This window comes from Bradyrhizobium sp. CCGUVB14 (assembly GCF_024199935.1).
Taxonomy (GTDB): Bacteria; Pseudomonadota; Alphaproteobacteria; order Rhizobiales; family Xanthobacteraceae; genus Bradyrhizobium.
The window spans coordinates 6,585,360-6,597,343 of the sequence record NZ_JANADS010000001.1 but is presented as its reverse complement, the minus strand read 5'-3'; the positions used below and the strand labels follow the sequence as shown (position 1 = coordinate 6,597,343).

15 protein-coding genes and 1 pseudogene are annotated in these 11,984 nt (G+C 62.3%); 8 read left to right on the top strand and 8 right to left on the bottom strand.

Going from position 1 to position 11,984, the window contains the following annotated elements:
* The first annotated feature begins 2 nt into the window (after positions 1 to 2).
* Positions 3 to 470, top strand: a complete 468-nt coding sequence (locus tag NLM32_RS31050) for a YeeE/YedE family protein (RefSeq protein WP_254132543.1) — start codon at positions 3 to 5, stop codon at positions 468 to 470.
* Between the two features lie 57 nt (positions 471 to 527).
* On the opposite strand, the gene NLM32_RS31045 is transcribed toward NLM32_RS31050, so the two are convergent.
* Entirely contained in the window at positions 528 to 860 is a 333-nt protein-coding gene (locus tag NLM32_RS31045; protein WP_254132542.1) for a hypothetical protein, read from the bottom strand.
* 112 nt (positions 861 to 972) lie between these two features.
* A complete protein-coding gene (locus NLM32_RS31040) occupies positions 973 to 1,377 on the bottom strand; it encodes a hypothetical protein (RefSeq protein ID WP_254132541.1) in 405 nt (134 codons plus the stop codon).
* 152 nt (positions 1,378 to 1,529) lie between these two features.
* Here NLM32_RS31040 and NLM32_RS31035 point away from each other — a divergent pair, with 152 nt between their 5' ends.
* Positions 1,530 to 1,763, top strand: a complete 234-nt coding sequence (locus NLM32_RS31035; RefSeq protein ID WP_254132540.1) for a hypothetical protein — start codon at positions 1,530 to 1,532, stop codon at positions 1,761 to 1,763.
* Positions 1,764 to 1,777: 14 nt separating this feature from the next.
* Entirely contained in the window at positions 1,778 to 3,811 is a 2,034-nt protein-coding gene (locus NLM32_RS31030) for a pyrroloquinoline quinone-dependent dehydrogenase (RefSeq protein ID WP_254132539.1), read from the top strand.
* A gap of 42 nt (positions 3,812 to 3,853) precedes the next feature.
* Here NLM32_RS31030 and NLM32_RS31025 read toward each other — a convergent pair whose 3' ends face one another.
* Complete coding sequence (locus NLM32_RS31025; RefSeq protein WP_254132538.1) at positions 3,854 to 4,096, bottom strand: PilZ domain-containing protein; 243 nt, start codon at positions 4,094 to 4,096, stop codon at positions 3,854 to 3,856.
* A 189-nt stretch (positions 4,097 to 4,285) separates the two neighbouring features.
* Between NLM32_RS31025 and NLM32_RS31020 the strand changes: the two genes are divergently transcribed.
* Positions 4,286 to 4,579 carry an HdeA family protein gene (locus NLM32_RS31020; protein WP_165425184.1) on the top strand — a complete coding sequence of 98 codons (294 nt, stop codon included), beginning with the start codon at positions 4,286 to 4,288 and terminating at the stop codon, positions 4,577 to 4,579.
* 109 nt (positions 4,580 to 4,688) lie between these two features.
* Here the strand turns inward: NLM32_RS31020 and NLM32_RS31015 are convergent, their stop codons facing one another.
* Positions 4,689 to 5,153 (bottom strand): PaaI family thioesterase, encoded by a 465-nt coding sequence (locus tag NLM32_RS31015; protein WP_254132537.1) that lies wholly within the window; start codon positions 5,151 to 5,153, stop codon positions 4,689 to 4,691.
* Between the two features lie 349 nt (positions 5,154 to 5,502).
* On the opposite strand from NLM32_RS31015, the gene NLM32_RS31010 reads away from it, so the two are divergent.
* Positions 5,503 to 5,799 (top strand): hypothetical protein, encoded by a 297-nt coding sequence (locus tag NLM32_RS31010; protein WP_254135460.1) that lies wholly within the window; start codon positions 5,503 to 5,505, stop codon positions 5,797 to 5,799.
* Between the two features lie 102 nt (positions 5,800 to 5,901).
* Complete coding sequence (locus NLM32_RS31005) at positions 5,902 to 6,156, top strand: hypothetical protein (RefSeq protein ID WP_254132536.1); 255 nt, start codon at positions 5,902 to 5,904, stop codon at positions 6,154 to 6,156.
* A 28-nt stretch (positions 6,157 to 6,184) separates the two neighbouring features.
* Here NLM32_RS31005 and NLM32_RS31000 read toward each other — a convergent pair.
* The 4 genes and pseudogenes from NLM32_RS31000 to NLM32_RS30985 all read right to left on the bottom strand — a co-directional run bounded on the left by NLM32_RS31000 (position 6,185) and on the right by NLM32_RS30985 (position 9,127).
* A pseudogene (locus NLM32_RS31000) lies at positions 6,185 to 6,374 on the bottom strand (hypothetical protein).
* 891 nt (positions 6,375 to 7,265) lie between these two features.
* Positions 7,266 to 7,433, bottom strand: coding sequence for a hypothetical protein (locus tag NLM32_RS30995; protein WP_254132534.1), 168 nt, complete (start codon positions 7,431 to 7,433; stop codon positions 7,266 to 7,268).
* 1,129 nt (positions 7,434 to 8,562) lie between these two features.
* Positions 8,563 to 8,739, bottom strand: coding sequence for a hypothetical protein (locus tag NLM32_RS30990; RefSeq protein WP_254132533.1), 177 nt, complete (start codon positions 8,737 to 8,739; stop codon positions 8,563 to 8,565).
* Positions 8,740 to 8,929: 190 nt separating this feature from the next.
* Positions 8,930 to 9,127, bottom strand: a complete 198-nt coding sequence (locus NLM32_RS30985; protein WP_254132532.1) for a hypothetical protein — start codon at positions 9,125 to 9,127, stop codon at positions 8,930 to 8,932.
* A gap of 262 nt (positions 9,128 to 9,389) precedes the next feature.
* Between NLM32_RS30985 and recA the strand changes: the two genes are divergently transcribed.
* Positions 9,390 to 10,478 carry a recombinase RecA gene (gene recA, locus NLM32_RS30980; RefSeq protein WP_057747344.1) on the top strand — a complete coding sequence of 363 codons (1,089 nt, stop codon included), beginning with the start codon at positions 9,390 to 9,392 and terminating at the stop codon, positions 10,476 to 10,478.
* Positions 10,479 to 10,580: 102 nt separating this feature from the next.
* Positions 10,581 to 11,561: a hypothetical protein gene (locus NLM32_RS30975; protein WP_254132531.1), complete on the top strand. Its 981-nt coding sequence runs from the start codon at positions 10,581 to 10,583 to the stop codon at positions 11,559 to 11,561.
* Positions 11,562 to 11,984: the final 423 nt, after the last annotated feature.

Genomic DNA, 11,984 nt, shown 5'->3' with positions numbered 1-11,984 from the left:
CAATGACCATTCTCGTTCAATTCGCGATCGGCTTGCTGTTCGGCCTCGGGCTCATCGTCTCCGGCATGTCGAATCCGGCAAAGGTGCTGAACTTCCTCGACCTCGGCGGCATCCCGGCGGGCACATGGGACGCGAGCCTCGCCTTCGTGATGGCCGGCGCGGTCGCCGTGACCTTCGTCGGCTTCAGGCACGTCTTGAAGCTTGCACGTCCCGTCTTCGCCGAAAGCTTCCACGTGCCGACACGTAGCGACATCGATCCAAAGATCATCGTTGGTCCTGCGATCTTCGGCATCGGCTGGGGATTGGCTGGCTTCTGTCCGGGACCGGCGCTGACCGCGCTCGGCTTCGGCTCGACCTCGGCCGTCGTTTTCGTCGTCGCGATGTGCGCCGGCATGATGCTGGCCCGCTTCATCGCGCAACTGCCATCACCGACACGCGTCGCGGCGCCGGTTCATCCGCTCGAGTCCTGACGCAGGCAGGACCGGACGAGCGATCTCGTCCGGTCCTTTCCATTCATGCTGTGTGGCTTACCAGCGGTCGCCGACACCGACGCCCACGCTGACGCCGGGCGCGCGAATGCCGACGCCGGCGCGCGGACCGTCGTCCCAGTCGTGATCGCGATAGATGCGGCGCTCGTAATAGCGCTCGCGCGGCATGGCATCATAGGAGTCGCGCACGATCACGCGCGCGCCGCCGCGGGTGCGATAGCAATTGCCGGCGTCATCGCAGACGAGCCGGACCTCCTGAATGAGATCGGGGCTGGTGTATTCGCTGGTCGTGTACAGATCCGCAGCCTTCGCGCCGCTCGCCGCAGCGAGAGCCCCGACACCGGCCAGCAGTGCAATCGTGAACGTCCTCATCCTGTTCTCCTCCGAAACTGCCCTCGGCGGTAACAAGAATGGGAGGCTGTGATCGTTCCGGCAAAATTACAGGTTTTTCCCGGAACCAATCGCCGTGTGGCGCGATCAATCGCTAGATCGGCTCGTAGGCTTCCGACCCGCAGATATCGTCGGCTTCCGCGCGCCGCCGGTCGATGACCTTTCCGCCATTGATCGTCACGATGTAGGTCTGGGTGCCCAGCGCCGAGCCGGTGGCCGAGGTGAGTTGCGCACGGACGCAGGCCGTCCAGCCCTGTCCGCGGACCTCGTGATGGGGCAGAGCGACTTGCACCTCCCGCGGATAGGATGTGTTGAGGAAAACCACGTCGATCTGCTCGCGGACCACGCGCTTGACGTCAGGCGGCGGTTCGGGCGGCGGCTGGTCGGCCTCCTTGAGGCGCATGAAGTCGGGCACAGGCGCGCGGCTGTCGGCAAAGCCGCACGCGCCGAGCGCGAGCACGCCGGCGAGCAGCGCCACATGAGCAACAATCCGCAACATTCGTGAAGGTCCCCTGCGGGCCAACAGATAGGCGCGAATTCGACGGGACGAAGTCCCGGCCGATCAACATTTGCTGAAGGGGTAGAACCGGCCACATTTGCTATTATGCGATTGCGGGCTAATTTGTACCCCGGATGAGGGGGATTGCACCAATGAGAGTTTTGGTCATCGCGGCCGCGGTGCTGGCACTGGCGGTTACCTCCGCGCAGGCGCAGATGGGCGGCGGCCGGCGCCAGCCGCAGGACAGCGGCCAGAAGCCGGACAACAAGCCCAAGGTCGATGAGAAGGCCTACAAGGCCGCGCTCGAACGCATTCCGGACCCCAAGGAAAAATACGATCCGTGGGGTGGGGCGCGTCCGAGCGAGCCTGCCAAGAAGCCGAAATAGCGCGAGGTGGTGTCGTGGCGGGCCGGCTGCGATATCTGGTTGGCCTCGTTGTTCTGCTTGTTGCGCGGCCGTGTGTCGCCTGGGAGAACTGGGGTGGCGATCCCGGCGGTTCGCGTTTCTCGCCATTGCGCCAGATCACCTCCGACAATGTCGGCCAACTCGTCCGCGCTTTCGAATTTCACACCGGCGACGTTACGGCGCGTCCTCCTGAGGTGATGCGGCGAACCAAGTTCGAGGCGACACCGCTGTTCGTCGAGGACAGCCTGATCTTCTGCTCGCCCTTCAACGAGGTGATCGCACTCGATCCGGGCACCGGAGCGCAGAAGTGGCGCTACGACCCGAAGATCGCCATCAACCAGCGTCCGGCCAATCGCTATGTCTGCCGTGGCGTCAGCCACTGGGTCGACGACGCTGCGCCTCAAGGCGCCGCCTGCCGATCGCGCATCTTCATGGGAACGAACGATGTTCGCCTGATCGCACTCGATGCCAGGACAGGTCTTCCCTGTGCGGATTTCGGCAAGGGCGGCGAGATCAAGCTTGATATCGGCATGCCGCTGGAGTGGCCCGGGGAATTCCAGATCACGTCGCCACCGGCGGTCGGCCACGGCGTTGTCGTGGTCGGCTCCTCGATCGGCGATAACCGCCGGGTCGATGCGCCGAGCGGCGTGGTGCGCGCGTTCGACGCGCGCAGTGGTGAGCCGCGCTGGACCTTCGAGCCGCTCAAGCGCGACGGCATCGAGGCCGGCCATGCCAATGTTTGGGCGGCCATGTCGGTCGATGCGGCGCGTGGGCTGGTGTTCCTGCCGACGTCCTCGCCGTCGCCGGATTTCTGGGGCGGCAAGCGGCCCGGCAATAACGAGCATGCCAATTCCGTTGTCGCACTGCGCATCGAGACCGGCGAACTCGTATGGGCATTCCAGACTGTGCATCACGACGTCTGGGACTACGATCTGCCAGCGCAGCCGACGCTCGCGCGCATCGACACGAGCGACGGCCCGCGCGATGTCGTGATCCAGCCGACCAAGCAAGGTTTCGTCTTCGTGCTCGACCGCGACACCGGCAAGCCGGTGTGGCCTGTCGAGGAGCGCGCGGTGCCGCAAGGCGGCGCCGAGGGTGAACGACTTTCGCCGACGCAGCCGTTCCCGACGCATGTGCCGGCGTTGACGTCGCAGACGATCTCGACCGACGATGCACTCTCGCTATTGCCCGGCCTGCGCCGCTCGTCCTGCGAACGTCAGTTCGCAGAAGCCCGCAACGAAGGTCTTTTCACGCCGCCTTCGACGCAAGGCACGCTGGTGTTTCCCTTCACCGGCGGCGGGGTGAACTGGGGCAGTGCGGCATTCGATCCCGTCAACCAGATCCTCTATGCCAACACCAGTCGCGCCGTTCATCTCATCAAGCTGATCCCGCGCGCGGAGGCGGCCGGATTCAATCCGCCGCCCGGTCATGATTTCGGCCAGCAGAAGGGCGCGCCGTTCGCGATGTCGCGTTCGGTGGTGATGTCGCCGTTCGGGCTGCTCTGCAACAAGCCGCCCTGGGGCGAGATGGTCGCGGTCGATCTCAAGGCCGGCAGGATCCTCTGGCGCTCGACCGTCGGCACCACCGAGGATGTGGCGCCGCTCGGCGTGCCGCTGCCCTTCGGCGCGCCGCTGGTGAACGGGCTCGCGGTGACCGCAGGCGGTGTCGTCCTCACCGGCGCGATGGACGCCTACTTGCGTGCCTTCGATGCGCGAAGCGGACGAGAGCTGTGGCAGGGGCGGCTGCCGGTGCCCGGCGTTGCCAATCCCATGACCTATGCGTGGAAGGGCGAGCAATATGTCGCGATCGGCGCCGGCGGTCATTCCGAAGCCGGCACCTCGATTGGCGACAGCGTCGTCGCGTTTCGTCTCGCGCGCCCGGGCGAAGCGCCGTCATTGTGGTCGCGCACGATCGACCGCCCGGGCGGGCGGTTCTTTGCGGCATCGTCGGCGATCGCGCTCGCGATTGTCGCGCTGGTGATCGTTGCGCTGCGCTGGCGTCGCCGACGTCGTCGTATCAGGTCGACATGATGTTTGCGTGCATGCGATGCGAACAGTCATTCACATCGCGCGCTATTGCACGAAGGCGAGGCCGATGCGCTTGTCGTTGCGCCACACCGTGCGGCAATCCCGCACGAAATTGTCGCGTGAAATCGACAACGTGAACGATTGCGGCAATATGGCGGGGTTTTCGAGATCGATCGCGGCACCGCCGTCGGACATGTTACGCACAGTGCACGCGATACCGCTATTTTCAAAGGTGATCGTGCCGCCCTTGAAAACCCGGTGACGTTGCGCTGCACGTTTCTCGATCATCCGCGTTAATCCATAACGATGATTGTGAAATAGCGCATAGAAATTTCATTGATCTAAACTCAATACTGGCGCTACTTGCACAGCGCTTCAGACTTCGTTTACGACGTTGAAGCGGCGAGTCACTTCCTTCCCGCCGAGTTTACCCCGCAAGCCTTTCCTTTATGGCGTTACGCGCCGATGGAGATTCCGATGAAGACCACGCTTTCGATTTTGTTCGCCGCAGCGCTCTCGCTGACTTCGATGCCCGCCCACGCCGTCAAGTGGGATCTCTCGACCATGACCTGCAAGCAGTTCCTCGAGAGCGGCGAGGACAACATCGCTGTCGTGCTGACCTGGATGGACGGCTGGTACAAGGGCGACGAGGACAACGCGATCATCGACACCGAGGTGTTCATCGAGAACGCCAAGAAGTTCGGTGCCTATTGCGGAAAGAATCCAACCGTCAGCGTCGTCACCGCGGCCGACGAAATTCTCGGCAAGTAATTCTTGAAGCGTGTCGACTGAAGTGCGGATGCAATTTCGGTCTCTCGCTTCGATGCAAACGTGATGGAGAGCCGCGGTGCGACGCGGCTCTCTTCTTTTTGGGGGATGCTCAACCCGGCAGCATCGCGAACGCGCTCGACACCATCGCGACCTGCTTGTTGTCGGTGGCGGAGAACAGGGTGACGCGGCCAAAGCTCATGGTGCGTCCGAGCCGCACCACGCGCGCATCCGCCAGCACGTCGGACGAGGAGACCGCGCGCATGAAATGCGTGGTCTGGTCCACCGTCGTCATCGGACGATAGCCGCGATTGGCCGCGAGGTTCGCGATCACCATCGCGGTGTCGGCGAGCGCCATCAACGCCTGACCGCAGACCACCCCGCCATTGCGGCACAGCCGCTCCGAAAACGGCATGCGGAGCAGCGCGCCCGGCTGCCAATCCGGCGCATCGGCAGGTGGGATGTGCTCGATGCGCTCGACGGACAGGTCAAGATCCTGGATCCAGGGCGCAAAGACCTCGCCGAGGATGCGTCTGGCCTCGGTGATGCCGAACTCGGCGTCTGGCTGCGGTGGCATGGTTGTCGTTCCCTCCTGTGTTTCCGGATGTTTCGCTCATTCTGCCCGCCTGGGAGCGGCAAAGTCACCGGGGTCCGTCGGCTTGAAAATGCCCGACTTCGCCCGATATGATGGCACGCTTGGAGCGGGTGGACGATGTTGCGTCGATGTGTCCTTGTGATTTGCCTGGCCGCGCTCGGTCTGGCGCTGAACGGTTGCACCAGGTGCGGCCCGATCTGGGACGATTGGCTCCATGGGCCGAAATCGTGCAGATCGGATCGGCTCTAGCGGATCGAAGCGGCGCTCGGAGCCCGTGAAGAAGGTCAGGGATAGGCATCCGCCCCCTCTATCGATGATCAAGGAGTGAATGATGAAGCTTTTCCGTGTGGCCGCGGTGCTGGCGCTGGTGGCTGGACCGGCCTTCGCGCAGGAGTCGCCCCATATCAATCTGATGGCCGATGGCCCGGCCAAGACCGAGGACGAGAAGGCCGCAGATGCCGCGCGCGACAAGGCCTACAAGGAGACGTTGAAGAAGATTCCGGACGCCAAGGCGTCCAGCGATCCCTGGGGCGGCATGCGCGCCGACCCGCCGAAGCAGCCCGCACCGAAGGCCGCCGCCGCCACCAGCGCGCCCAAGAAGACCAAGGCCGGCACGGCCGCCAACTGACCGTAGGCGGCTCAGGAGGCGGACGACGCCTCCTTCCGGGACTCCCGTTGACCCGGCCCTGATCCTACATTCCCTCACAGCGTTGCGTTGAGGAGGCAGGATATGGCGGATCGCCCGCGGGACCTCGCCGAGCGGATGGCACGCCGGCGCAAGCCGGCCGGTGGATCGGGCGGCAATGCCGGCGACGGCTATCTGCGCGAGAGCTTCACTCTGCCTCGTGCGGCCGCCCGGGCAAGGGCGCAGGCGTTCTTCGCGCGCTATCCCAAGGCCGGCTACATGAGCGAGGTCGAGAACTGGCGCGAGCTGCCCGGCGGCGACATCGAATTCACGATGCGGCGGCTGCCCAGCGCCGACTAGCCCTGGTCCGGTCTCTCGACCTGCCGGCTCAGGCCGTCCTGGGCCCGATGTGCCTTCAGCTCCCGATCGATTCGCAGTTGCACGCGACGGATCGCCAGCAGGTCGATCTTCGTCTCGGTCTTGCCTGTCTTGGTCTCGTCGCCGATCCGGAACTGCCATTGCCAGACGCCCGGGATCGCCGTCTTTGCAACCGTGAACTCAACGCCCCTGTGATTCATGGTCACCTCCACGCTTCACCTTGCCATGTCGGCTAACATGTTGGGCGTCGTAAAATTCCTTCGACAAGCAAAATTTGTCGTTAAGTCGTGGATAGTTCATCGGAATTCAGCAAGCGCGCGTGGCTCGAAACAAGCGAAATCGGATTCCGAAAGATGGAACCCGCAGGCGCGTTTTCACGCGGCCCGCGCTCGGCCAGGAACTCTGTTCATGGTGGGAGAACCACGGACAGATGCACGAGCAGCACGCGCGATGGATCCATGCGCGCGTGCAAGAAAAAACCCCGCCAGGGGAGAGCCGGGCGGGGTAAGAGGTTATTGGAGGCTGAGGTGCTGGGCTGCAACACCATAGCAAGACAACCGTAGCCCGTTCAGCTTACGACAGCCTGACAGATCGGGACGGATCCGATCACAAGTCGAATTCCATGAATCGGCAACGCATCTGGCCGCCGGAAACAGAAAACCCCGCTCGGGATCGAGCGGGGTCGACTGGGTATGGTATGGAGGCCCGGTGTTGGTCCACCGGGCCACGTGACGCTAGAGCATTCGGCTGACAGGCGCCTTACGCAAGCTTGTGCGGAGCTTGCGTTCAACCTTAGAGCCGCTCTCACGTCCCAATTCAGACATCCTCGCGCACAACTTCAGACACATCCGTTGGCGACACTTTGCGGGCGGCGAAGCCATGGGGGAAACGTGGCGCGCCGCGAACGGGGTGGCATCATGGACAAGGTAGAGCGGTCATTCGCCGCCGCGACGGCGGCTGGCTTCGTGGTGGCGGTCATCGGGATCGTGCTGCTGGCGCTGATGTAGCGGCGGTCCGGGCGGCACGCGCCGGTCCAAGCGCGAAAACAACCCCATGCACAGTAGGCAACAGCCTGTTTTGCCTGGCGTTTCCTAGTGCACCTTGATCTCGTCCAGCGGCAGACGGAGATCGGCGGCACGCTCCGCGCGATCCCTCCTGCTGAACTCGATTTCCTTGCGCTCGAACTTGCGCATCTCCTCGAGCGCCGCCTCAAGCAGAGAATTGCGCCTGACAGCACCGGCTTGCGTGTTTTCCGTCATGATCCAATTCCCCATTGCGGCAGCCCCGTTTCAAGTCGGGCCTGCGAAAAAGGTTCGGTGCCACACGATTGCGGAATGATGACGGCGCGTCTTTGATGCGCGTCATCTTCGAAGCAAACGCGTCCTCAGATCTTGCGAAGGGCAGGGGCAGGAGTGGCCGCAGAGAGCCAAGTCGGAAAGCAACCAGGTCGGAAAGCAACAACGCCGCCCGCTTGAAATATATTTGCGGGCGGCGGCTTTCCAGCCCCGAGGGGAAGCGCAAAACCCCGGTAATGATTAGTCTGGATGGACTAGTCAGAGGTTCAATGGTCCACACCTGAAAAGGCGGATCAGGACACATGACAAGACTGCGCCGGGCGGCACGGTGGGGCAGCTCGCTGAACAACAGGTTGCGTTCCGGGGCCCCCAGATTCCGGGCGCTGTCCTGCTTAGGACACTTATCAACGGTGTTGCGTTGAGAGCCATGGGGTGACCCAAGCGGGAGGTCGCCATGGATAGGGCGGAACGGTTCTTTCTTGCGCTGACACTGGTGGGCGGAGCTTGTCTCTGCATCGCGTTCGCGTTGTGGATGCTGGGCGTTTAGGAACGTTCGGTCGTCTGCCAAGTTTTCCCGATGCCCTTCCCCAAGGGCAGACCCAAGTCGAATTGCCCCGGCTCCTTGCCCCTGTGAGCTGGGGCCTTTTTCGTTCACCCGCAATTTGAAATTAACACACGTCCGATTCACATTTGTTGTGGCAGCGGATTGTTAGCCGGGAAAAGCTGGCAACATCCGGGGCTGGCAAAGCCATTTCAGTGCGGAGTGATTGAAACCCGGAGCATGAGGGGCCGCTGTCTCGACAGCGGCCCTTTGCTTGGCATCCGCGATGGCAGATGAGCACACTGGCGCGTTGGCCCCGGTTGACCCGGGGCCGCTTCGATTAGATCTGAGGCGGCCTTAAAGCGCGAGGGCGACGTACAGGAACGCTCCCGCCAATATGGCAGTCCATGCGATCGATAGGGACAAGAGCAGCTTGTCGCGCGTCATGGGGCGAGCTTGCTCCCAGAGGCTTACAGGCATCTGACATCACATGGCCATGACAGGGGATGGCAAGCGCGCCCTGCGCCGCTACGTGGTCGGAGAGCGACGGGACTACCCGGCCTTCCTCTCCTTCATCGCGTGTTCCACCTGATCGGCGAGAACGGTCAGATGATCGGCCAGGCGACCAAATAGTTCCTGCTTTGCCTTGTCAGTCGCAAGGTCACGGATGAGGGCGCATTCTGCGGCGTCCTTACGGAGCTTCTCGAGCTGATTTTGATAGTCCTGCATGGCACAGCCAGTTGCTTGTTTTTCCCGACCTTAGACCGGGACAAGCCAATCGGGACACAACAAAAATCAACTTGGGATACCGGGGCTAAAACCGGCCAGCACCGAATTCCCGGCGCCTGGTCGAAATAGGCCATTCGCAGATGCAAAACAGGCCACCTTGCTTAGCCGCGGCGCCCGCTTTTATCGACGCTCAGGTTGGAGTTCTGAGGCCCGGTGAATTCAACCATTCATCGATGCGGGCCGTCATGTCGGCTTGTCGAGCCTTCTCCAGGAGGGCTTCCTTCTCCTGGCCGGACGGCAGCTGTTCGGCTCTCTCCCGCGCTCGTCGAGCTTCTTCAATAAGGCGCTCGCCCTGCGCTCTATCCTGTTTAAACCGGTGGCGTTTCATTTGAACGTCCTCCCGAATGAAAACGCGTGAGGGAAATTAACGTTCGAAACTGGAACCTTACATCAGGTGTTCGCCCGGCGGAACGCGCGATGTTGGCAGAACAAAACAGGCCATTGTGACGATTAGAACCGGGCCAGCGCCGAATTCCGCAAAAGAACATATTGCGAACTGAGAACAAATAGTGTACGTTGTTTTTATCGACGACCCGCCGCGCCAATCGTTTGTCCCGCACCCGAATCCTCGCCATAAGGAGCACGACCCAATGTCCACCACTGCCCTGCGTATCGTCGAAGGATCTTCCATGGACAAGAGTAAAGCTCTGGCTGCCGCGCTCTCCCAGATCGAGCGCCAGTTCGGCAAGGGCTCGGTGATGAAGCTCGGCAAGAACGACCGTTCGATGGATATCGAGGCGGTGTCGTCGGGTTCGCTGGGGCTGGATATCGCGCTCGGCATCGGCGGCTTGCCCAAGGGGCGCATCGTCGAGATCTACGGGCCGGAATCGTCGGGCAAGACCACGCTGGCGCTGCACACGGTCGCGGAAGCCCAGAAGAAGGGCGGCATCTGCGCCTTCATCGACGCCGAGCACGCGCTCGACCCGGTCTATGCCCGCAAGCTCGGTGTCAACATCGACGAGCTTCTGATCTCCCAGCCCGACACCGGCGAGCAGGCGCTGGAAATCTGCGACACGCTGGTGCGCTCGGGTGCGGTCGACGTGCTGGTGGTCGATTCGGTCGCGGCGCTGGTGCCGAAGGCCGAGCTCGAAGGCGAGATGGGCGATGCGCTGCCGGGTCTGCAGGCGCGTCTGATGAGCCAGGCGCTGCGCAAGCTGACGGCCTCCATCAACAAGTCCAACACCATGGTGATCTTCATCAACCAGATCCGCATGAAGATCGGTGTGATGTACGGCTCGCCCGAGACCACGACCGGCGGCAACGCGCTGAAATTCTACGCCTCCGTCCGCCTCGATATCCGCCGCATCGGCGCGATCAAGGAGCGCGATGAAGTGGTTGGCAACACCACCCGCGTCAAGGTGGTGAAGAACAAGCTGGCGCCGCCCTTCAAGCAGGTCGAGTTCGACATCATGTACGGCGAGGGCGTTTCCAAGATGGGCGAGATTCTCGATCTCGGCGTCAAGGCCGGCATCGTCGAAAAGTCCGGCGCCTGGTTCTCCTATGACAGCCAGCGCCTCGGCCAAGGCCGCGAGAACTCGAAAGCATTTTTGAAGTCCAACCCCGACATCACCGCCAAGATCGAGACCGCGATCCGCCAGAACTCCGGCCTGATCTCCGAGCAGATTTTGGCTGGCACGCCCGAGAGCGACGCCGACGGCGAGGAGCCCGCGGACGAGTAAGCCTTAAATAGTAGAGTTTCGCGAGGAGCGGGCGCTGAGGACGTTGAGTTGCCGACGTCATCAGTGCCCGTTTCTTTTGCGTTGTCGTGATCGGGTGGTGTGATGAAGCGTCTGATCTTGACTGGCTGGGGCGGCGGGAGCGAGCTTGCGCGATCGGGCTTGGCCGAGATCGTCATCCCGTTCCATTTTCAATTCGCATGGGGGCCTCTCCCATCGCCAGAAAAGCTCTCGGCCTATTTCGCGGCCTACACGGCAGATCTTGGCCCGGCTGAACACTGGTCGGATTGGGTTCGTTGGCCACGGGGTACCAAGGGGCGCAAATTATCTCTGGCCGAGTTTTGCGAGCCTTATGACGAGATCGAACTCTGGTTCGCGGCGACCGCCCGAGACCAATTGCAACTCATCTGGTTGCTCGACCACCTCAGTGGTTGTCCTGCGCTGGCCCAGAAGCTCACGCTGCGATTGCTGGACTCCAATCTGAGGTTCAGTCCCGATTATGATTTCGCCAAGTCCGAGCCGCATATTCCTGTCGGGGACGTCCGTGCTGAGGACTTCGAGACAGCCAAGTTGGCGTGGTCGGCCTACCGCGCGCCGACCCCTGAGCCCTGCACCAAACTTCTTCACCGCGATTTGAGTGGCTTGCTCATGCTGCGGCCAGCCTTGCTCGAGCTTCTGGCAGAGCTCCCGTCTCCCTTGACAGGGCTCGGTGCGACGGAAATGCGATTTTTGGAGATGCTTGACTGGTATGTGAACACGAATCCGTTGTTCCATCTAAGCTCGTTACGCGGCACTTACGTGTGGGGTGAGGTCGAACTGGGATATTTGCTCGAAGGCCTCGCCCTCGGCCCCAAGCCTGCTGTGGCCGGGTTAGGCGACGAACTTCGTACCATCGACCTTCAAAATCTAAGAGCTCGGCACGAAGTCTATCTCCGCAGCCGGTTGTCGTTGACGGAGTTTGGGAAGGCCGTCCTGGCCCACCGGGAAGACTTCAGCCGCCATAATCCCATCGACCGCTGGTGGGGCGGCACGCATCTGACCAACGAGCAACTGTGGCGCTACGGCGCTGTACTGACCAAGCCCTGAGACGACCGACATGACGAAGCTCATCGTGACGACCGACTCGTCCATCGCCGGCGCCATCCAACAGGCAGGCCTTGCTGATCTCGTGATTGCGATTGAGCACCGGCTGGTTTGGAGACCGTTGCCCTCCGCTGCTGAGCGCGATGCGTTCTTTGCGGCGCGTACAACGCAGCCACATGGTTTTCATTGGCTCGACGATACACCGTCTTGGCGCCTTGAAGAATCGGGCGCGAAGGATCTCGGATTGATCGAATTGTTTGCGCAATACGATGCGGTCGAGTTTTGGCGAGGGCCGGAGCCAAATGCGCAATTGATCCTGCTCTGGCTGCTCGATCATTGGCGCCGTACACGCAACGTGGATCCCGGCTTTGTCGCACGCTGTCTCCCCGTGGGTGCGAGAGATATCGCGCCGCCGCGGGGAGAGCT

What these genes read in the sequence shown, in the direction of transcription:
- NLM32_RS31050 (WP_254132543.1), top strand. Translation starts at nt 3, where the DNA reads ATGACCATTCTCGTTCAATTCGCGATCGGCTTGCTGTTCGGCCTCGGG.
- NLM32_RS31045 (WP_254132542.1), bottom strand. Translation starts at nt 860, where the DNA reads ATGAGGACGTTCACGATTGCACTGCTGGCCGGTGTCGGGGCTCTCGCT.
- NLM32_RS31040 (WP_254132541.1), bottom strand. Translation starts at nt 1,377, where the DNA reads ATGTTGCGGATTGTTGCTCATGTGGCGCTGCTCGCCGGCGTGCTCGCG.
- NLM32_RS31035 (WP_254132540.1), top strand. Translation starts at nt 1,530, where the DNA reads ATGAGAGTTTTGGTCATCGCGGCCGCGGTGCTGGCACTGGCGGTTACC.
- NLM32_RS31025 (WP_254132538.1), bottom strand. Translation starts at nt 4,096, where the DNA reads ATGATCGAGAAACGTGCAGCGCAACGTCACCGGGTTTTCAAGGGCGGC.
- NLM32_RS31020 (WP_165425184.1), top strand. Translation starts at nt 4,286, where the DNA reads ATGAAGACCACGCTTTCGATTTTGTTCGCCGCAGCGCTCTCGCTGACT.
- NLM32_RS31015 (WP_254132537.1), bottom strand. Translation starts at nt 5,153, where the DNA reads ATGCCACCGCAGCCAGACGCCGAGTTCGGCATCACCGAGGCCAGACGC.
- NLM32_RS31010 (WP_254135460.1), top strand. Translation starts at nt 5,503, where the DNA reads ATGAAGCTTTTCCGTGTGGCCGCGGTGCTGGCGCTGGTGGCTGGACCG.
- NLM32_RS31005 (WP_254132536.1), top strand. Translation starts at nt 5,902, where the DNA reads ATGGCGGATCGCCCGCGGGACCTCGCCGAGCGGATGGCACGCCGGCGC.
- NLM32_RS30995 (WP_254132534.1), bottom strand. Translation starts at nt 7,433, where the DNA reads ATGACGGAAAACACGCAAGCCGGTGCTGTCAGGCGCAATTCTCTGCTT.
- NLM32_RS30990 (WP_254132533.1), bottom strand. Translation starts at nt 8,739, where the DNA reads ATGCAGGACTATCAAAATCAGCTCGAGAAGCTCCGTAAGGACGCCGCA.
- NLM32_RS30985 (WP_254132532.1), bottom strand. Translation starts at nt 9,127, where the DNA reads ATGAAACGCCACCGGTTTAAACAGGATAGAGCGCAGGGCGAGCGCCTT.
- recA (WP_057747344.1), top strand. Translation starts at nt 9,390, where the DNA reads ATGTCCACCACTGCCCTGCGTATCGTCGAAGGATCTTCCATGGACAAG.
- NLM32_RS30975 (WP_254132531.1), top strand. Translation starts at nt 10,581, where the DNA reads ATGAAGCGTCTGATCTTGACTGGCTGGGGCGGCGGGAGCGAGCTTGCG.